This is a genomic window from Arthrobacter ginsengisoli, from assembly GCF_031456935.1.
Lineage (GTDB): Bacteria > Actinomycetota > Actinomycetes > Actinomycetales > Micrococcaceae > Arthrobacter > Arthrobacter ginsengisoli.
This window is the reverse complement of record NZ_JAVDVQ010000002.1, coordinates 89404-107924: the sequence shown is the minus strand read 5'-3', so window position 1 is coordinate 107924 and position 18521 is coordinate 89404. Positions and strand designations below refer to the sequence as shown.

Below are 18521 nucleotides of genomic sequence, written 5' to 3'. Positions count from 1 at the left end.
CGTGGCCACCTATCTCACCCCCGCCCTTGCCTGGCGCCGACTGCGCGAAGGCAACGAACGCTTTGTCTCCGGCACCTCGTCCCATCCCAACCAGGACGCGTCCCGCCGCTCCTCCCTCGTGGAGAACCAGCACCCCTTTGCGGTGATCTTCGGCTGCTCGGATTCCCGGCTGGCCGCCGAAATCATCTTCGATCTCGGCCTCGGGGACGCCTTCGTGGTCCGCACCGCGGGCCAGGTGATCGACGACGCCGTGCTCGGCTCGCTCGAATACAGCGTCAGCATCCTCTCCGTGCCGCTGATAGTCGTCCTGGGGCACGACAGCTGCGGGGCCGTCACGGCCACCAAAAATGCGGTCGAGACCGGACAGATGCCCGTGGGCTTCATGCGCAGCCTCGTCGAGCGCATCACACCGTCCGTGTTGACCTCGCTGCGCAACAACCAGAATGATGTCAACGACATGGTGGTCGAAAACGTCAAACAGACGTCGCAGCGGCTCGTGGACAGCTCGCGGGTGATTTCCGACGCCGTCGGGAGCGGCCGCGCGGCAGTCATCGGTCTGGCCTACAGCCTGGCCGACGGCCGGGCGGACCTCGTTTCCGGAATCGGCGAGCTGTAGGTTCGCGCCGGGGCCGAGTAGCAAGCCCTTCACGGTTTTCGATGGAACGCCTCCGCCCAATAAGCTAGCCCCATGACCTCCACAGAAGAGTTGAACACCGAAGAGTTCCGCATTGAACACGACACGATGGGCGAAGTCCGCGTCCCCGTGAACGCCCTTTACCGTGCCCAGACGCAGCGCGCGGTCGAAAACTTCCCGATCTCAGGCAAAACCCTGGAACGCACGCACATCGAAGCCCTCGCCCGGGTCAAGAAGGCCGCAGCCCAGGCCAACGCAGAACTGGGAGTGCTCGACGGCGAGCTCGCCCAGGCGATTGCCGATGCCGCCGACGAGGTCGCCACCGGCAAGTACGACGGCGACTTCCCGATCGACGTCTTCCAGACCGGCTCGGGCACATCCTCCAACATGAACACCAACGAGGTCATTGCCGAGCTCGCCACCCGCGCCCTCAAAGCCGCCGGCAGCGACAAGGTGGTCCACCCGAACGACCACGTCAATGCCTCACAGTCCTCCAACGACGTCTTCCCGACCTCCGTCCACGTCGCCGCCACCTCCGCCCTGATCAACGACCTGATCCCCGCGCTGGGGTACCTTGCCGACTCGCTGGAACGCAAGGCAGTCGAGTTCAAGGACGTCGTGAAGTCCGGCCGCACCCACCTGATGGACGCCACACCGGTGACCCTGGGCCAGGAGTTCGGCGGCTACGCCGCCCAGGTCCGCTACGGCGTCGAGCGCATCAATGCCTCGCTCCCCCGCGTCGCCGAGGTTCCGCTCGGCGGCACCGCCGTGGGCACCGGCATCAACACCCCCGCCGGTTTCCCGGAACGGGTCATCGAACTGCTCGCCGCCGACACCGGGCTGCCGCTGACCGAGGCCCGCGACCACTTCGAGGCCCAGGCCAACCGTGACGGCCTGATCGAGGCCTCCAGCCAGCTGCGCAACATCGCGATCTCCTTCATGAAGATCAACAACGACCTGCGCTGGATGGGCTCCGGCCCCAACACCGGCCTCGGCGAAATCGCGATCCCCGACCTGCAGCCGGGCTCCTCGATCATGCCCGGCAAGGTCAACCCGGTGATCTGCGAAGCCTCGATCATGGTCTGCGCCCAGGTCATCGGCAACGACACGACCATCGCCTGGTCCGGCACCAACGGCGCGTTCGAACTCAACGTCGGCATCCCCGTCATGGCCGCCAACCTGCTCGAATCCGTGCGCCTGCTGGCCAACACCAGCCGCGTCATGGCCGACAAGATGATCGACGGCATCACGGCCAACGTCGAGCGTGCGCGCTTCCTCGCCGAGGCCTCGCCGTCGATTGTTACGCCCCTGAACAAGTTCATCGGCTACGAGAACGCCGCGAAGATCGCCAAGAAGGCCGTGGCCGAAGGCCTGACCATCCGCGAAACCGTCGTCGCCATGGGCTTCCTGGAGCGCGGGGAACTGACCGAGGAGCAGCTGGACACCGCCCTGGACGTTATGTCCATGACGCGTCCGCCGCACAAGGCCTAGCACCCGCACCGCGCCCAACCGGCACGGCAGCGTCCGACGGCGGCCGGCACCTTTCCAGCGAAAGGCGCCGGCCGCCGTTTTGTCTGCTGCCGGCGCCCGCTCAGCGCGGCGGCACGCCGCCCCCGGCGGCCCGGCGCTCCTCGGCGGTGTAGGCCGCAGCGGCGGCGGCCTCCACCATGCTGGCGCCGGCCAGGCGGGCTTCCCGCAGCCTGCGGGTCTTGGCCGATTGCCCGGAGAAGGCCGCGTCGACGTTGCCGGCCGCGTAGGTCAGCGCGTCTTCGGCCCGGATCCCGAGCCCGTGCGCCGTCAGCACCGCGTCCTGGTTGGCCCCCAGGTAGGTGAACTGCCAGCCCCACTCGCGCTGCTGGCGCTCCACCAGGGCCTTCACCATCGGGCGGGTCGCCTCCTGGGAGGAGTTCTCGTGGCCGTCGGTCAGCACTGCCACCAGGACCGTGCCGGGGCGCTTGTCCTCCGGCAGGGCGGACAGCCCCGCGCCGGCCTCCCCGATCAGGCGGACCATGGCATCGTGCAGGGCCGTGCTGCCCCGGGGCTGCAGGACCAGCGGAGGCACGTCCTGGATGTCCACCGCGGAATAGACCCGCTCGTAGCTGTCGTCGAACTGGGCCAGCGAGAGCCGGCAGCGGCCGGCCACGGACCGCTGGTCACGCACGAACGATGCGAACCCGCCCACCGTGTCGTCGGCAATGGAACTCATGGACCCCGATCGGTCCAGGAGGACGTAAACGTGTGTCAGTGCAGCGTCTGTCATGATTCCCCATTTCCGGTCCGGGCGCCCCGGACCAACGATGCCCACCGGCAGGCGGGACAGGAGCAGGCTATTGCGGGGCACCGACAGTATGAGCCCCGGGCTTCTTCGGTGGCACCGTTTTTCGCTGGGTCAGGCTGGCAGCAGCACCATGGCGGCGGCGGTTCCGGCGAGCATGAACGGCCCGAACGGGATGCTCGACTGCAGCGTGCCGCGCCGCGAGACCAGCATGGCCAGGCTCCACAGCCCGCCAAGGAGGAAGGCGGCGAAGGTCCCGGCAAAGACATGTGGCCAGCCGAGGAATCCCAGATACATACCCAGCACACCGGCGAGCTTGACATCGCCAAAGCCCATCCCGGGCGGATAGACGGCCCGGAGCAGGAAGTAGAAGAGCCACAGCGTCGCTCCCCCGGCCACGATGCGCAGCCCGGGCACCCCGAAAAGGCCGGCGCCGCCGTCGGGCGCGGCCGCGGCGGCTGGCGCACCCGACAGGGCGTGGACCGCCACGGCACCGAGCAGCAGCGCCGCGGCGACGGCGTAGGACGGAAAGACGATCCGGTCCGGCAGCAGATGGTGCCGGACGTCGATGACCGTGAGCCGCGCCGCCACGACCGCAAAATAGGCGCACGCCAGAAGAACCAGCCAGAAGGCCAGCGGGGTCGCTTCGCCCAGTGCGCCAAGTCGTTGGATCACCCTCGGATGCTACTGGAAATTCCGGCTGACAGGGCCGGGCCCGCGCGTAAACTGTGGATATGGCCGGATGGGACACCTCGAACCCACGCGGACGGCGCATGCCCGGGGACCCCGGGGAGCAGGCCGCCGCCTTCCGGAACCTGTGCCGTTCGTCGCCGTGGAAGTGGCAGTCCCTGCGTTTTGAGTACCTGGACCGGCCCCTCGCCGTGAGTCCCGGCACGGCCGGTACAGCCCCCGCGCCGGATCTGGTCCGCGCGTGGCTGCGCCGCCCCGGAGCCCTGCGGCTGGAGACCGCGGACGGCCTGGTCCTGCAAAGCACCACCGGCATCAACGATTCCCGTGACGTGTTCTACGTCCGCTCCACGAGGAAGACCTGGCTGCTGCCGCCCCGGCTGGTCACCCCGGTCTACGACGACCGCGGTCTGGTCCGGCGCCGCCCGGAAGCGGCCTACGGCGAGCCCGGGTTCGGCAACGCACGTTTCGCCGCCGCGCTGGACCCGGTGGAACTGGCGGGCAACGCCCCTGTGCCGCTCGAGTTCCCCAATTCCAATGCCGTCGAACTTGGTCCCATCACGGAAGTCAGCCATGAGGGCCGCCCCGCCCTGGAAGCCACCGTAACGCCAAACCCCGGTTACCGTCCCAGCGACCCCGGTGCACCGCTGTGCCGGCCGGGCCGCACCCTGGTGAGGATCGATGCCGGCACGGGCGTTTGCGTCGCGACCCGCTGGCTGGAGAGCGGACAGGAGGGGTACGGGCCGGAGGAATACGGGCACTGGATCCGGGTCCTGGGCGTGGACGAGTACATGCTGGATGACCTGTTCCTCGCCGAGTCGATGAACCTGACGGACGTCCGCCGGCACATCAGCTGGGAACTCCCGGCGGGCTGACGGCGGGTGTGACTGGCCGCCTGCCGGCTGCGCCGCTAGGCTTCCCGGATGACTGAGCTCGCCCGCTGCTGGCCGCCATTTGGCCTCACGCTGACCACACCCCGCCTGATCCTGCGCCCGATCCGCGACGAGGAGATCCCCGCAGCGGTGGAGGCGGCCCTGAGCGGCGTCCACGAACCGGGCCGCAGCCCCTTCAGCAATCCCTGGGCCGAGGCCCCGGCCGGGGAGCTCGGCCCCAACATGGCGCAGTGGTACTGGCGGTGCCGCGGCACCATGTCGCCCGGGCAATGGACGCTTCTGCTGGGCATCTGGCACGAGGGCCAGTTCGTCGGCTGCCAGGACATCGAGGGCAAGGACTTCGCCACCCTCAAGACCGTCGGCACGGGCTCCTGGCTCCGGCAGAGTGTGCAAGGCCGGGGACTTGGCAAGGAGATGCGCGCCGCCGTCGCCCTCTATGCCTTCGACTGGCTCGGTGCGGAAATCGCGGAGTCCGAGGCCGCCGCCTGGAACAAGCAGTCCCTCGGCGTCTCCCGTTCCCTCGGCTACGAACTCAACGGCGTCAGCCGCGTCAACTGGGGCGGCAAACTCCAGGAAGTCCAGCGGGTCCGCCTCACGCCCGCAACCTTTAACCGCCCGGACTGGCGACTGCGGGTAGAAGGCCACGACGCCACGGCAAACTATCTGGGGATCCAGCTGCCAAGCGCAACGCCCTCCCGCGGAAGCTGACCGGGCGAAGAAGGTGACGGAAGCACACGCCGGGACGCGGCCCTTCGCAAAGGAGCGCATCGCGGCGCAGCGGGCCCCGAAGGTCGCCCAGCGACCGTAGCGGGCCCGATGGGCCGTGTCTAAGCGACGGCGAGGGGCCGTGACCCGGCGAACCCGGCGACGGCGAGGGGCCGTGACCGGCGAACCGGACCACGGCCCCTGCCAAAAGCGACTAGATCTCCGCCCCCTCGAGCAGATCCGTCACCAGGGCCGCGATCGGCGAGCGCTCCGAGCGGGTGAGGGTGACGTGGCCGAAGAGCGGGTGGCCCTTGAGCGTCTCGACGACGGCGGCAACGCCGTCGTGCCGGCCGACCCGGAGATTGTCGCGCTGGGCGACGTCGTGGGTCAGGACGATCTTGGAGTTCTGCCCGATCCGGCTCATCACGGTCAGCAGCACGTTCTTTTCGAGCGACTGTGCCTCGTCCACGATCACGAACGCGTCGTGCAGCGAACGCCCGCGGATGTGGGTCAGCGGCATCACCTCGAGCATCCCGCGGTCCATCACTTCCTCCACCACCTCCTGGCTGACCAGGGCACCGAGCGTGTCGAAGACGGCCTGCGCCCACGGGTTCATTTTCTCCGCCTCGGAGCCGGGCAGGTAGCCCAGCTCCTGGCCGCCCACCGCGTAGAGCGGGCGGAAGACGATCACCTTGCGGTGCTCCCGGCGTTCCAGGACGGCTTCGAGGCCGGCGCACAGGGCCAGCGCGGACTTGCCGGTACCGGCACGCCCGCCCAGGGACACAATACCCACGGACGGGTCCATCAGCAGGTCGATCGCCAGCCGCTGTTCGGCCGACCGTCCGTGCAGCCCGAACACGTCGCGGTCGCCCTTCACGAGCCGGACCTGCTTGTCCGCCCCCACCCGGCCGAGGGCTGATCCCCGCTGCGAAAGCAGCACCAGTCCGGTGTTCGTCGGCAGCTCGGCTGCTTCCGGGATAAAGACCGGCTCGTGGCCGTACAGCGTGGATATTTCCTCCTCGCTCGCGTCGACTTCGGCGACGCCGGTCCAGCCCGAGTCCTTGACGAGTTCGTTGCGGTACTCATCGGCCTGCAGCCCCATGGCCGATGCCTTGACGCGCATCGGAAGGTCCTTGGACACCACCGTGACGTCCTTGCCTTCGTTGGCGAGGTTCTTGGCGACGGCGAGGATCCGGCTGTCGTTGTCACCGCCGCGGAAGCCGGCCGGGAGCACCTCGGCGGAGATGTGGTTCAGCTCGACCATCAGCGTCCCGCCGTCGTGGCCCAACGGGATGGGACGGTCCAGCCCGCCGTGCTCCACGCGCAGCTCATCGAGGAGCCGGAGCGCCTTGCGGGCGAAATAGCCGAGCTCGGGGTCGTGCCGCTTGCCTTCCAGTTCGGTGATGACGACGATCGGCAGGATGACCTCGTGCTCCGCGAAGCGCAGCAGGGCCCGCGGGTCCGAAAGCAGCACCGAGGTGTCGATCACGAAGCTCCGGGCCGGTTCCATGCGTGCTGTCCCTTCCCCGGAAACAGCAGGACCGGCCGCAGCGGAATCCGCTGCACCGGTCTTTGAGGTGGCTCGCTTGGCGCGAGAGGTAGCTTTCTGTCCCTGGTCGGTCACGACGGCGGGCAGTTGTTCAGAAATAGCCACATCGACTCCAGCCCCGGGCCGCATGCCCGGAATTATTATTGGTGAGGCGGTTCGGCCGGGAGGCCGGACGCGGCCCCCCATACACCCGGTGCGAACTTCCGCTCCATGTACTGGCCTCCCCCATCAGCCGGCGGTTTGCCTGCTGATGGGATTAACGTACGTCCGGGTCGCGGCGTTTCGGTGTCAATTTCTCGGCGATTCTTGTTGCCAACGTGTGAACACCGGATGACGGCTCAGGAGCCGTAGCGGCGCTGCCGGCCGGCGTAGTCGCGGAGGGCACGGAGGAAGTCCACTTTCCGGAACGCGGGCCAGAGCGCCTCGCAGAAATAGAACTCGCTGTACGCGCTCTGCCACATCAGGAAGCCGGAGAGCCGCTGCTCCCCGGAAGTGCGGATCACCAGGTCCGGATCCGGCTGGCCACGGGTGTAGAGGAAGCGTGAGATGTCGTCGACGCTCAGGTCGTCGGCCAGTTTCCCGATATCCGTGCCGCGGTCGACGGCGTCGTGCAGCAGTTCCCGGACGGCGTCGACGATTTCGCGGCGTCCGCCATAGCCGACGGCGACATTGACGTGGAGTTTCTCACGCGCCGGCGTGCGGGCCGTGAGCCTGTTGAGCCGGGCGGCGAGATAGTCAGGCAGCAGTTCCGGGGCCCCCATGGCGTGAACCGAAATTTCGGCGTCCTCGTCGAGCCGGTCCAGGGTGTTGGCGATGATGCCCATCAGCAGGTCGAGTTCCTCGCCCGAACGGCTCATGTTGTCGGTGGAGAGCATGTAGAGGGTCACCACTTTGATGCCGAGTTCCTGGCACCAGCCGAGGAACTCGTGGATCTTGTCGGCGCCGGCCTGGTGCCCCTGGCTGGTCGGGGCGTTGAATTGCCGGGCCCAACGGCGGTTGCCGTCCACCATCACACCGATGTGCCGGGGGATGCGTTCCGGGTCCAGGGACCGCTGCAGTTTGCGCTCGTAGAAGCCATAGAGGAACCCGGGCATTTCCATCCGGAGTTTCACCTGGCTTCCTTGAGGTACGACTGCTCTGCACAACCTAGGCTACCCGCCGGAGCGCAGGCCGGGGCGCACGGGCGTTACGACGTTGCCCACACCGCCCTGTTACCAGCGAGTAACTTACTGGGCCGTAGGTTATTATTGCGGCATGGAAAGCAACACCCCCGAGCCGCGGCCGAAGCAGCCTGCGGACGCTAAATCGGGCCCGATGGACGACGCCGCGGTCCGGCTGGCGGAACTCCTGATGATCAAGCCAAAATGGCGCGGCTGGATCCACACCGTGACGGCTCCGCTGGCGCTGGCCTCGGGGTTGGTGCTCGTGATTCTGGCCCCGACCCCGGACCTGAAGATCGCCTGCGCCATCTATGCCTTCACCGGGGTCCTGCTGTTCGGCATCAGCGCCATCTACCACCGCGGCAACTGGAGCCCGGGCGTCAAGATCGTGCTGAAGCGGCTGGACCACACGAACATCATGCTCGTGATCGCCGGTAGCTACACGCCGCTGGCCTGGGCCCTCCTGGACCGGCCCAAGGCCGAACTGCTGCTGTGGGTGATCTGGACCGGTGCCATCCTGGGGGTACTGTTCCGCCTGCTGTGGACCGATGCCCCGCGCTGGCTCTACGTACCGATCTATATTGCCCTGGGCTGCGGCGCGTTGTTCTACCTGCCGGATTTCTTCGCCGCCAATGTCGCCTCCGCCGTGCTGATCTGCGTCGGGGGTGCCCTCTACATCACCGGAGCCGTCTTCTACGCGCTGAAAAAGCCGAACATCAGCTACTCACACTTCGGTTTCCATGAGCTGTTCCACGCCCTCACGGTCTTTGCCTTCGCCGCGCACTACATCGCGATTGCCATCGCTGTCCTGAGCTGACGTCCCGGATGACCGAGGCGCGCCCCGGGGCCTTCGCCTTGAATACGCCTGAGCTTGTTACACACGGGTGCCAGTAACCCCTCGACTACGCCCCTGCCGGCCATTAGAGTTCCCGCATCTGTCCCGGACACTTCTTGGAGGCCATCGTGCTTAACAGAATCGGCAGAATGACAGGTGCTGTGGCGGGGCTGGTGCTTCGCTCGGCCTGATCGCCCCACCGGCGACGGCAGTTGCCCCGGAGGGCTACGACACCGCTTCCGCCTCCAGCCTGCAGGTGGTGGTCAACAAGCACCGGCCGCTGAACCCGGCCACGTATGTGCCGGCGAAGCTGGTCAGGGTCCAAGGCGAACGGTTGCGCGCCGAGGCCGCGGACGCCTACACGCAGTTGGCCAAAGCCGCCAAGGCGGCCGGCGTGAACATCATGCCGATCAGCGGCTACCGTTCGTACAGCCAGCAGGCCAGCCTCTATGACAGCTACGTGCGCCAGTATGGACAGTCGACGGCGGATACCATTGCCGCCAGGCCCGGCTACAGCGAACACCAGACCGGCCTGGCGATGGACATCGGCAATGCCAGTGGAATCTGTGCCCTGCAAGCCTGCTTCGCAACTACGCCGGCGGGAAAGTGGGCGGCTGAGAACTGCTGGAAGTACGGATTCATCATCCGATACCCGGCCGGGGCCGAGGCCACCACCGGCTACACGTACGAGCCATGGCATCTGCGCTATGTGGGCGGACAGGACCTCGCCAATGCTGTGAAAAGCAAAGGCACGCTGGAGGCATACTTCGGTCTGGAAGCGGCCCCGGATTACCTCCCCTAAGCGATTCGCTTCCCCGCGGCAGCGCCGGCCGGGCCGCGAAGGACCGAACGGCGACCCCGCTGGCTCCGGTTTCGTCACGGTCGGCCGGCCGCGATGAGCGCAGGCAGCCGCCGCATGTCGTGGAACACCGTGGTGCCGGGGCCGGCCAGCCGCTCGGCCCGCGTCACCCCACCGGCATAGGCGAAGACATGCATCCCGGCCGTGCGTGCTGCCCGGACGCCGCGGGCGCTGTCCTCGACGACGGCGCAGCGCTCCGGTGCCGTGCCGAGCGTCCCGGCGGCGTGCAGGAACAGGTCCGGGGCCGGTTTTCCGTTGGCGACTTCCGATGCGCTGAAGATCCGGCCCTCAAAGCGGTGCCAGAGTCCGGTCTGCCCGAGCGTGCGCCGCATCTTGGCGTGGCTTCCGCTGGAGGCCACGCACTGCGGGATCCGGATCCCGTCCAGCGCCTCGACCACGCCGTCGACCGCCGCGAGTTCGCGCTCGAACGCCGCCCGGTACCAGGGTTCGTACTTCCGGTCCCAGCCCTCGCCCAGTTCGATGCCCAGCTGCTCCTGGACCGCGGCAACGAAGTCTGCCTCGCTCCTGCCCACGAAGCGCTCCACAATCTCCTCCAGCGCCAGCTGCCAGCCGAGGTCCGCGAGCACCAGCTGGTCCACCCGGACGGCGATCACCTCGGAATCGACCAGGACGCCGTCGCAGTCAAAAACGACGAGCTCAAAACCGTGGAAAGTCATTCCGCCATGGTAGCCAGGCGCTCCCGCAGCTGGCCGGGAGAACGCACCGGAAGCCCGCAGACCATGCCGCGGCACAGGTAGACCTGCGGCGCCCCGTCGGGGGCCGCCCCGCGCCCGCGCAGCAGCGGCACCGCGGCGTCATCGTCGTCGTCCGGCATGGCATTGTCCTGCACCGCGCCGGCCGCCAGGGTGTCGTCCTGCAGTGCGATCACCATGCCGGGGCTCGGCGAGAGCAGGAGCTCGCGGTGCAGCGCGGCCCGCTCCGGCGTGTCCGGCCCGACGACGGCGGCCTCCACCGGGCCGGCGAGCGCGGCCTGCGCGGTTGCCAGCAGCCAGCCTGCCGCCCGCGGCGCGCGGGTGGCCAGCAGCGGCAGCAGCGAGAGGATACTGCCGGCGAGGGCGCGGTGTCCGGGGGCGCCGGAGAGCGCAGCGCAGGACAGCAGCGCACCTGCGAAGGCGGCCGCCCCGCTGGGCGTGGCGTCGTCGAAGAGTTCCAGCGACGCGCGTCCGCCCTGGGCGTTGGCGAGCTGGTAGGGCTCCCCCGCGGTGTCCCGGAGCGTGCCGCCGGCGGTAAACAGCGTGCTGGCTGCCGCGAGGAGGTCCTCGGCCAGCCGGTACCAGTGTGTCCGGCCGGAGACAGCGTAGAGCGCGATCAGGCCCTCGGCGCAGAACGCATAGTCCTCCAGCAGCCCGCCGATCCCCACTGCGCCGCCCTGGTGGGAGACCCGGCTCAGCGTGCCGGGTTCGCCCGCGGCACCGGGCCGCCAGTGCACCCGTTCCAGGTACGCGGCGATGCGTTCCGCGGCGGACACCAGCCGGGGTTGCCCCAGCACGGCACCGGCCTCGGCCAGGGCCGCGACGGCCAGCCCGTTCCAGCCGGCCACCACCTTGTCGTCGCGGGCGGGCTGCGGCCGGCGGGAACGCCCGGCGAGCAGCACCGGCCGGACCCGCCGCCACAGTTCGGCTTCGTCGGCGCTGAAGGCACGGCCGGGATGCAGCGGGGAGCCGTCCGCGGAGACGGTGCCGCGGGCGCGGACGTTCATCAGGAGCGCGACGGCGGCGCCGTCACCGGGACCCAGGACGGCTGCCAGCGCGGCAGGAGTCCAGAGGTAGCTGGCACCCTCGGCGTGGACACCGTCCACGACGGTGTCGGCGTCGAGAGAGGAGGCCAGCGCCTCGGGAAGGTCCCCGGGCAGTGCCCCGGAAGGCTCATTCAGCGTGTCCTGGCCGGTGTGGTCCGCGCCGAGTCCCAGCGATGCGAGCAGCCAGCCGGCGGTGCGGCCGGCGACGTCGGCCGCTTCCGCCGCCGGGTACCCGGCTGTGCCGCCCAGCCGGACCCAGTGCACGTAGACACGCAACAGCTGGGCATTGTCGTAGAGCATTTTCTCGAAGTGCGGCACGGACCAGTCCCGGGTCACGGAATAGCGGGCAAAGCCTCCGTCGAGCTGGTCGAACAGGGCCGAGCGGGACATCGCCGCGAGCGCCCGGCCCGCCAGGTCGCGGGCCTGGGCCGGGGTCCCGGACCCGACGGCCGCCGAGGCAGCGGCGGGCCCCGGGGCGGCGGCGTGCCGGATCAGGAATTCGAGCACCGCGGAGGGCGGGAACTTCGGCGCGGCGCCGAAGCCGCCGCCGGAAGGGTCTTCGGAGTCCGCGAGCGCCTGCACGGCCTCCCCGGGCAGTGCCGGGTCGATCGGCTCCGGCACTCCATCCAGCCGCACGGCGGCGGCGGACTGCGCAGCGGCGAGGCCGCGGGCCAGCGTGTCGGCGTTCTGTTCCACCGCGTCCCGGCGCTCCCGCCAGGCGTCGACCACGGCCTCCAGCACTTGGCGGAAGGACGGCCGGCCCGGCATTGGCCGGGGCGGATAGTATGTGCCGGCATAAAACGCCCGGCCGTCGGGCAGCAGGAAGACCGACATTGGCCAGCCGCCTTCGCCGCTGATCGCCTGGGTTGCGGCCAGGTAGACGGCGTCCACGTCGGGCCGCTCCTCACGGTCCACCTTCACTGCGACGAAGTTCGCGTTCAGGAAGTCCGCGGTGTCCCGGTCCTCAAAGGATTCCCCGGCCATGACGTGGCACCAGTGGCAGGCCGCGTAGCCGATCGAGAGGAAGACCGGCACGTCGCGGGCGGCGGCGAAGGCGAAGGCCTCGTCACCGAAGGGCCGCCAGTGCACGGGGTTGCCCGCGTGTTGCCGGAGGTAGGCAGAGGGCTCTCCGCCCAGGGCGTTGGCGGCCTCTGGGAAGCGCGGGGGCGTGCCGCCGTCAGCGGTTTCCCGGTCCTGCATCGCCGTTGACGTCCGGACGGTAGCCGGGCTGGCCGGCCGGGTCCTGCGCCGGCGTCCCCGGTCCGGCGTCATCGGCCGGCTGGGTGCCCTCGTTGGCGGCGGCCCCGGCGCGTTCCGCCTCGACCTGGGCGCGGTAGCGGACCCGGCGGATGCGCCGGACCATGTCCACAATCAGCAGGGCTGTCAGCACGACGATAAAGGCGGTCAGGAGGAAACCCAGCAGGCCGGGGGTCACCTGGTCCTGGGACAGGCCCGGGCGCAGCGACGGCGTGGGGGTGGGCGCCGGGGTTGTTGCCAGGACAATGAGCGAGGAATACACGGTGGGACCTTCTGTGGGGGCTGATGGCAACCCAACGCCTGGGCTGGCTGTCGGGCTGGGAACTGTTTCCACGACGTTTTCTACACGTCATAGAAAAGGCCTGATGGGTCTATCTTAGCCCTGCGAAGAAGTCCTTTTCAGGCAGATCGGCAGGGATCCTGGACTGGATCAGCGAGTAGTCCTCCCAGGGCCAGACGCGGCGCTGCATCGCCGGCGAGACGGCGAAGAAAAACCCCTCCGGGTCCACCTGGGTGCGGTGGGCGCGCAGGGCGTCATCCCGCGCCTCGAAGAAGTCGCCGCACTCGATCTGGGTGGTGGTGGAGTGGGTCGGGGCCGGCGGGGTGTGGCCCTCGGCGTCGGCTTCCAGCCAGGCGGCCAGCCGTTCGGCGTAGGGCGACCGGAGGCCCGATTCCTCCAGCGCGGAGTGCAGGGCCCGGAACCGTTCGGGGCTGAACGCGCGGTCGTAGTAGAGCTTGCTCGGGGCCCAGGCCTCGCCGGTGTCCGGGTAGCGGGCCGGGTCCCCGGCGGCGTCGAAAGCTTCGACGGCGACGCGGTGCGCCATGATGTGGTCCGGGTGCGGATATCCGCCGTTCTCGTCGTAGCTCAGGATTACCTGGGGTTTGAAGCGGCGGACCAGCCGGACGAGCGGGGCGGCCGCCCGTTCCAGCGGCAAGGTGGCAAAGGAGCCTGCCGGCAGCGGCGGCAGCGGATCGCCCTCCGGCAGCCCCGAATCAACGAAGCCGAGCCAGCGCTGGCGGACGCCGAGGACCTGGGCCGCCTGCTCCATCTCCCGCCGGCGCGCACCGGCCATGTCGCGTTTGGGGTGCGGTTCGCCCGCCACTGCCGGGTTCTGGATGTCACCGCGGGATCCGTCCGTGCAGGTGGCCACCAGGACGTCGATGCCGGCCGCGGCATACATGGCCATCGTGGCGGCGCCCTTGCTGGATTCGTCGTCGGGATGCGCATGGACAGCCAACAGTCGAAGCGGCGCTGACGGGCTGGTGGACGCTGTCATCGTGGGACGGTTCCTCTTTCATCTAAAAGGTCTGCTGATACGGCGCGCTTCCGGGGGTGGCCCGGAGGCGGACATTTCCCCGCCGGATCCACACTAAACTGGACTGGTGACTTCCCAGGATCAGCCTGCCGCGACTGCGCCGGCACCTCCCAGCCTAGCCAATCGCTACGGCGGCCAAAAGCGAACGCTCAGCGGCAAGGCGAAACGCACCATCCTGATCCTTGCGATCGCGGCCGGAATGGCCTTTATGGCCTGGATCTCGACGTCGAACGCCACCGCCACGGTCACCTTCAAGGACATCGGCTACAGCACGCCGGACGCCACCCTCACCGAGGTGGACTTCCAGGTCACCAAGGACCCTGCCACCGCCGCCAAATGCTCGGTCAAGGCGCTGGACTCCAAATTCGCCGTGGTGGGCTGGAAGGTCGTGGACATCGCCCCCAACGCCGCCGATGCCGGCTCCGACGGCGGGCGCACCACCGCCCACCGCGCGACGGTGCGCACCGAGTCCCCGGCCGTGTCCGGACTTATCGACAGCTGCTGGATTCCCGACGCCGGCAAGTAGACCGCTCCGCCGGGCACCGCGGCGGCGACTCGGTGTGATCCAGACCGCAGCGTTCTTTGGTATATCCACGGGATTGACTACAATGAATCAATACCTTTCCCCCGCTGAGCTGGTTGCTGAGTCCCATAAGTGGCCACCGTGGCGGGGTCTTTGTTTGTTTGACCATAAAGGAGAAGTCCGTGTCTACCACCAACAGCGCAACTGCAGCTTGGCTCACCCAGGAAGCTTTTGATCGCCTGAAGGCAGAGCTGGACCACCTCTCCGGCCCCGGCCGGGCGGAAATCGTCCAGAAGATCGAGGCGGCGCGCCAGGAGGGTGACCTCAAGGAGAACGGCGGCTACCACGCGGCCAAGGAGGAACAGGGCAAGATCGAAGCCCGCATCCGCCAGCTGACCGCGCTGCTCCGGGACGCCCATGTGGGCGAATCCCCGGCCGACGACGGAATTGTCGAGCCCGGCATGATCGTCGTTGCCAGGATCGCCGGCGATGAGGAAAGCTTCCTGCTCGGCTCCCGGGAAATCGCCGGCGACTCGGACCTGGACGTCTTCAGCGAGAAGTCCCCGCTGGGCGCGGCCATCGTCGGGCACAAGGAAGGCGACAAGCTCAGCTACACCGCCCCGAACGGCAAGGACATCACCGTGGAGATCATCTCCGCCAAGCCGTACGCCGGCTAAAGACGGCCATCCCCGGCTAAACTGCAGCGCCAGCGAACGACGCCGGCCCTCCCCCACATGGGGAGGGCCGGCGTCGTTTGTTAATGCTGCAGGGGTTGTTGCTGCCGCCGGCTTCTGGCCGCTGGCTTCTGGCTACCGGCCGGTGTGCGGCGTTCCCGTCCGCGGGACGCTCAGGAGCAGGGCCGACAGCACCCCGCCGATCGCCCCGCCGAGGTGCGCCTGCCAGGAAACGAAGCCCGCCACGGTGGGCAGCATGCCGAACAGGATCCCGCCGTACGTCAGGAACAGCACCACGGAGAGCAGGATCTGCCACCAGTTGCGGTTCACGAAGCCCCGCACCAGCAGGAACGCGAAGAGCCCGAAGACCAGGCCGGACGCCCCGACGGTGATGTTGAAGCCGCCGATCAGCCACACCACCACCCCCGAGGCCAGCCAGCTCAGGGCCAGGGTCGTGAAGAAGACCCGCCGCCCGGACAGCAGCACCAGGAAACCGAAGATGATCAGCGGAAGCGTGTTGGAGAACAGGTGCGCCAGGTTGGCGTGCAGCAGCGGGAACGTCAGGATGTCCAGGATCCCGTCGAGGCTGCGCGGCCGCAGCCCGAACGTGCCGTTGAGGGACCGGAACAGAAGGGTGTTGATGAACTCGATGACGTAGAGCAGCAGCACAAACGATCCCACCACGAGCAGCCCCGCGCGGGCGCGTCCCGCGGCGGTATTGCCGGCGCGCGGCCTGCCGTTGCGGGTGGAGTCCAGCATCATGGTCCTAGTGAACCACAATCGGCTGGAAGCCCTCAGCCCGGAGCGCCGCGAGGACCTGCTCGCAGTGCTCGTGGCCCTTCGTCTCCAGGTTCACCGTGATGGACACATCGCCCATGCTGATCGAGCCGCCCACCCGGGTGTGGTCCAGGCCGGTCACGTTGGCGTCGTTCTCCGCGATGATCCGGGCGATTGTTGCCAGCGAACCGGGACGGTCATCGAGCATCATCCGCACGGTCATGTACCGGCCCGCGGCGGAGAGGCCGCGCTGGATGACCTTGAGCATCAGCATCGGGTCGATGTTGCCGCCGGAGAGCACCACGGCCACGGTGCCGGGGTTCTCGATCTTGCCTTCCATCAGCGCCGCGACGCCGACCGCGCCGGCGGGCTCGACGACCATCTTGGTGCGTTCCAGCAGGAAGATCAGTGCCCGGGCCAGGGCGTCCTCGCTGACCGTGACGACGTCGTCGACGAGTTCCCGGATGATGCTGAACGGCAGCTGGCCGGGCCGGCCGACGGCGATGCCGTCAGCCATCGTGGAGACACGCTTGAGCGGCACGAGGGCGTCCGCGGCCAGCGAGGGCGGGTAGGCTGCGGCGTTTTCGGCCTGGACGCCGATGATCCGGATCTCCCGGCCCAGTTCCTTGGCCCTGGCCTTTACTGCCACGGCGACGCCGGCGAGGAGTCCGCCGCCGCCGACGCCCATCAGGATGGTGTCGACGTTGGGGATCTGTTCCAGGATTTCGAGTCCGACGGTCCCCTGCCCGGCGACGATGTCGACGTCGTCGAACGGGTGGACGAACACGGCGCCGGTCTCATCCGCGTAGCGCTTCGCCTCGGCGAGGGCCTCGTCGACGTTGTGGCCGTGCAGGACCACCTCGGCTCCGTGGCTGCGGGTGGCGGCGAGTTTGGGCAGGGCAACACCCAGCGGCATGTAGATCCGGGCCTTGATGCCCAGGCTCTTGGCGGCGACGGCCACACCCTGGGCGTGGTTGCCGGCCGAGGCGGCCACGACGCCGCGCTTCTTTTCCGCCGGGGAGAGCTTGGCCATCCGGACGTAGGCGCCCCGGACCTTGAAGGATCCGGCCCGCTGCAGGTTCTCGCATTTGAGGAAAACCTCGCCGCCGACCATGGCGCCGAGGGCACGGGAGGATTCAACCGGCGTCCGCGTAATAATCCCGTCGAGCAGCTTCTGCGCCTCCAGGACATCGTCCAGCATGACGGGCAGGCTCTCAAGGGTGTTCACGAACTAGTCTCCTTCTTCGGATCTGACGTCGGCTCAGTCTTCGGCCCGGGGTGTGGATCCGGCGCCGGTTCCCCGCCCGTGGTTACGGCCAGGGGAACCATTGTCGGGTGCGGCATCATCGCTGCGGCCGGAGGCGGCGCCCGGCAGCCGGGCGTCCCTCACAGTACTGTCGGCGCCGGACGCAGGGGCAGGGATGCCCTGCTGGCCCGCGGTTTCCAGCGCGCTTTCATGTTCCCACGTTCTGCCGGCAATATAGCGAATCGACGAGTTTGCTACGGCAAGGATGGGAACGGAGAACAGGGCGCCGGGAATTCCGGCGAGGTAGGAACCGGCGGCGACGGCCAGGATGACGGCCACCGGGTGCAGCGAGACGGCCTTGCCCATCACCAGCGGCTGGAGGATGTGGCTCTCCAGCTGCTGGACCAGCAGGACGATCCCCAGCATCACCAGGGCATTCACCCAGCCGTTGGCAACGAGGGCCAGCAGCACGGCGACGGCGCCGGTCACGAGCGCACCGACGATCGGGATGAAGGAGCCGAGGAACACCAGCACGGCCAGCGGCAGCGCCAGGGGCACACCGATGATCGCCGCCCCCACGCCGATCCCGACCGCGTCCACGAAGGCCACGAACATCTGGATCCGGGCATAGCTGACCATCGACTCCCAGCCCTTCCGGCCGGCCCCGTCGGTCGCGGCGCGCGCCCGCCGGGGCAGCAGCCGGACGAGGAACGACCAGATGCGGCCTCCTTCCAGCAGGAAGAAGATCAGGATGAACAACGCCAGGATCATTCCGGCCGCGAAATGCCCGGCCGTGCTGCCGAACGAGAGGGCTCCGCTGAGAATGCTGCTGCTGTTGTTCTGCAGCGCTTCGGTGCCGTCCCTGAGGTACTGGTCGATCTGGGCCGCGCTCAGGTGCAGCGGCCCTTCCGCGAGCCAGACCTGGATCTTCTGGACCCCGGTCAGGGCCTCGCTCCACAGCTCGGCGAAGCCGGACACGAGCTGCCTGCCCACGAGGGCCAGGGCCCCGCCAATCACGCCGATGAAGCCCACGACGGTGACGGCGACGGCGAGTCCGTTGGGGACGCCGTTCCTCCGGAGCCAGTTCTTGACCGGTGCCAGCAGGCCGGCCAGCAGCGCGGCAACCATCACGGGAATCAGCAGGAAGCTGACCCTGCTGAGCAGCCATACGAGGGCGCCGGCCATAAGAATGATCAGCCCGAGCCGCCAGGACCAGGACGCGGCGATCCGCACGCCGTAAGGGATGTCCTGGTCGATTTCCCGGTCCGTGACGACACGCACTGGTACGGCGGCGCTGGCGGTGGCGGGGTGGTCTCGCGGGGCGGAATCGTCAGCTGGCGTCATAGCCCCATAATTCACCAGCGCCGCCCGG

19 protein-coding genes are annotated in these 18521 nt (G+C 68.7%); 8 read left to right on the top strand and 11 right to left on the bottom strand.

Going from position 1 to position 18521, the window contains the following annotated elements:
* Nucleotide 1: 1 nt before the first annotated feature.
* Together J2X01_RS02670 and J2X01_RS02665 are read left to right on the top strand one after the other, a co-directional pair.
* Nucleotides 2-616, top strand: coding sequence for a carbonic anhydrase (locus tag J2X01_RS02670; protein ID WP_310050372.1), 615 nt, complete (start codon nucleotides 2-4; stop codon nucleotides 614-616).
* Nucleotides 617-688: 72 nt separating this feature from the next.
* Nucleotides 689-2125 (top strand): class II fumarate hydratase, encoded by a 1437-nt coding sequence (locus J2X01_RS02665; protein ID WP_310050371.1) that lies wholly within the window; start codon nucleotides 689-691, stop codon nucleotides 2123-2125.
* 100 nt (nucleotides 2126-2225) lie between these two features.
* Here the strand turns inward: J2X01_RS02665 and J2X01_RS02660 are convergent, their stop codons facing one another.
* Nucleotides 2226-2894, bottom strand: a complete 669-nt coding sequence (locus J2X01_RS02660) for a vWA domain-containing protein (RefSeq protein WP_310050370.1) — start codon at nucleotides 2892-2894, stop codon at nucleotides 2226-2228.
* Nucleotides 2895-3023: 129 nt separating this feature from the next.
* Complete coding sequence (locus J2X01_RS02655) at nucleotides 3024-3584, bottom strand: prepilin peptidase (RefSeq protein ID WP_310050369.1); 561 nt, start codon at nucleotides 3582-3584, stop codon at nucleotides 3024-3026.
* 59 nt (nucleotides 3585-3643) lie between these two features.
* On the opposite strand from J2X01_RS02655, the gene J2X01_RS02650 reads away from it, so the two are divergent.
* A complete protein-coding gene (locus tag J2X01_RS02650) occupies nucleotides 3644-4471 on the top strand; it encodes a hypothetical protein (RefSeq protein ID WP_374724915.1) in 828 nt (275 codons plus the stop codon).
* A 48-nt stretch (nucleotides 4472-4519) separates the two neighbouring features.
* Nucleotides 4520-5197: a GNAT family N-acetyltransferase gene (locus tag J2X01_RS02645; RefSeq protein ID WP_310050368.1), complete on the top strand. Its 678-nt coding sequence runs from the start codon at nucleotides 4520-4522 to the stop codon at nucleotides 5195-5197.
* A 211-nt stretch (nucleotides 5198-5408) separates the two neighbouring features.
* Here the strand turns inward: J2X01_RS02645 and phoH2 are convergent, their stop codons facing one another.
* The gene (phoH2, locus tag J2X01_RS02640; protein ID WP_310050367.1) at nucleotides 5409-6848 is read right to left on the bottom strand and encodes an RNA 5'-3' helicase PhoH2; all 1440 of its coding nucleotides are present in this window, start codon (nucleotides 6846-6848) and stop codon (nucleotides 5409-5411) included.
* 233 nt (nucleotides 6849-7081) lie between these two features.
* Nucleotides 7082-7843, bottom strand: a complete 762-nt coding sequence (locus tag J2X01_RS02635) for an isoprenyl transferase (RefSeq protein WP_310050898.1) — start codon at nucleotides 7841-7843, stop codon at nucleotides 7082-7084.
* Nucleotides 7844-8057: 214 nt separating this feature from the next.
* On the opposite strand from J2X01_RS02635, the gene trhA reads away from it, so the two are divergent.
* Nucleotides 8058-8720, top strand: coding sequence for a PAQR family membrane homeostasis protein TrhA (trhA, locus tag J2X01_RS02630; RefSeq protein ID WP_310050896.1), 663 nt, complete (start codon nucleotides 8058-8060; stop codon nucleotides 8718-8720).
* 277 nt (nucleotides 8721-8997) lie between these two features.
* The gene (locus J2X01_RS02625) at nucleotides 8998-9540 is read left to right on the top strand and encodes a M15 family metallopeptidase (RefSeq protein WP_310050365.1); all 543 of its coding nucleotides are present in this window, start codon (nucleotides 8998-9000) and stop codon (nucleotides 9538-9540) included.
* Between the two features lie 74 nt (nucleotides 9541-9614).
* Here the strand turns inward: J2X01_RS02625 and J2X01_RS02620 are convergent, their stop codons facing one another.
* From J2X01_RS02620 to mca, 4 genes are all read right to left on the bottom strand, one after another.
* Nucleotides 9615-10274, bottom strand: coding sequence for an HAD family hydrolase (locus tag J2X01_RS02620; protein ID WP_310050363.1), 660 nt, complete (start codon nucleotides 10272-10274; stop codon nucleotides 9615-9617).
* The gene (locus J2X01_RS02615) at nucleotides 10271-12556 is read right to left on the bottom strand and encodes a thioredoxin domain-containing protein (protein WP_310050361.1); all 2286 of its coding nucleotides are present in this window, start codon (nucleotides 12554-12556) and stop codon (nucleotides 10271-10273) included. The genes J2X01_RS02620 and J2X01_RS02615 overlap by 4 nt, the downstream gene beginning before the upstream one ends.
* Nucleotides 12534-12875 carry a hypothetical protein gene (locus J2X01_RS02610; RefSeq protein ID WP_310050359.1) on the bottom strand — a complete coding sequence of 114 codons (342 nt, stop codon included), beginning with the start codon at nucleotides 12873-12875 and terminating at the stop codon, nucleotides 12534-12536. The genes J2X01_RS02615 and J2X01_RS02610 overlap by 23 nt, the downstream gene beginning before the upstream one ends.
* A gap of 109 nt (nucleotides 12876-12984) precedes the next feature.
* On the bottom strand, nucleotides 12985-13890 hold the full coding sequence (gene mca, locus J2X01_RS02605) for a mycothiol conjugate amidase Mca (protein WP_310050358.1): 906 nt from the start codon (nucleotides 13888-13890) through the stop codon (nucleotides 12985-12987).
* 106 nt (nucleotides 13891-13996) lie between these two features.
* On the opposite strand from mca, the gene J2X01_RS02600 reads away from it, so the two are divergent.
* Nucleotides 13997-14455 (top strand): DUF4307 domain-containing protein, encoded by a 459-nt coding sequence (locus J2X01_RS02600; RefSeq protein ID WP_310050357.1) that lies wholly within the window; start codon nucleotides 13997-13999, stop codon nucleotides 14453-14455.
* Between the two features lie 179 nt (nucleotides 14456-14634).
* Nucleotides 14635-15129 (top strand): transcription elongation factor GreA, encoded by a 495-nt coding sequence (gene greA / locus J2X01_RS02595; RefSeq protein ID WP_310050356.1) that lies wholly within the window; start codon nucleotides 14635-14637, stop codon nucleotides 15127-15129.
* A 132-nt stretch (nucleotides 15130-15261) separates the two neighbouring features.
* On the opposite strand, the gene J2X01_RS02590 is transcribed toward greA, so the two are convergent.
* From J2X01_RS02590 to J2X01_RS02580, 3 genes are read right to left on the bottom strand one after another with little or no spacing between them, the layout of a single operon-like run.
* Nucleotides 15262-15885, bottom strand: coding sequence for a rhomboid family intramembrane serine protease (locus J2X01_RS02590; RefSeq protein WP_374724929.1), 624 nt, complete (start codon nucleotides 15883-15885; stop codon nucleotides 15262-15264).
* 7 nt (nucleotides 15886-15892) lie between these two features.
* Complete coding sequence (ilvA, locus tag J2X01_RS02585) at nucleotides 15893-17131, bottom strand: threonine ammonia-lyase (RefSeq protein WP_310050354.1); 1239 nt, start codon at nucleotides 17129-17131, stop codon at nucleotides 15893-15895.
* Between the two features lie 33 nt (nucleotides 17132-17164).
* A complete protein-coding gene (locus J2X01_RS02580) occupies nucleotides 17165-18493 on the bottom strand; it encodes an AI-2E family transporter (RefSeq protein WP_310050353.1) in 1329 nt (442 codons plus the stop codon).
* Nucleotides 18494-18521 lie beyond the last annotated feature (28 nt).

Coding starts and splice junctions, on each gene's coding strand:
- trhA (WP_310050896.1), top strand. CDS start 8,058: ATGGACGACGCCGCGGTCCGGCTGGCGGAACTCCTGATGATCAAGCCA.
- J2X01_RS02620 (WP_310050363.1), bottom strand. CDS start 10,274: ATGACTTTCCACGGTTTTGAGCTCGTCGTTTTTGACTGCGACGGCGTC.
- J2X01_RS02650 (WP_374724915.1), top strand. CDS start 3,644: ATGGCCGGATGGGACACCTCGAACCCACGCGGACGGCGCATGCCCGGG.
- mca (WP_310050358.1), bottom strand. CDS start 13,890: ATGACAGCGTCCACCAGCCCGTCAGCGCCGCTTCGACTGTTGGCTGTC.
- J2X01_RS02635 (WP_310050898.1), bottom strand. CDS start 7,843: ATGGAAATGCCCGGGTTCCTCTATGGCTTCTACGAGCGCAAACTGCAG.
- J2X01_RS02645 (WP_310050368.1), top strand. CDS start 4,520: ATGACTGAGCTCGCCCGCTGCTGGCCGCCATTTGGCCTCACGCTGACC.
- J2X01_RS02660 (WP_310050370.1), bottom strand. CDS start 2,894: ATGACAGACGCTGCACTGACACACGTTTACGTCCTCCTGGACCGATCG.
- J2X01_RS02665 (WP_310050371.1), top strand. CDS start 689: ATGACCTCCACAGAAGAGTTGAACACCGAAGAGTTCCGCATTGAACAC.
- J2X01_RS02590 (WP_374724929.1), bottom strand. CDS start 15,885: ATGCTGGACTCCACCCGCAACGGCAGGCCGCGCGCCGGCAATACCGCC.
- J2X01_RS02615 (WP_310050361.1), bottom strand. CDS start 12,556: ATGCAGGACCGGGAAACCGCTGACGGCGGCACGCCCCCGCGCTTCCCA.
- J2X01_RS02580 (WP_310050353.1), bottom strand. CDS start 18,493: ATGACGCCAGCTGACGATTCCGCCCCGCGAGACCACCCCGCCACCGCC.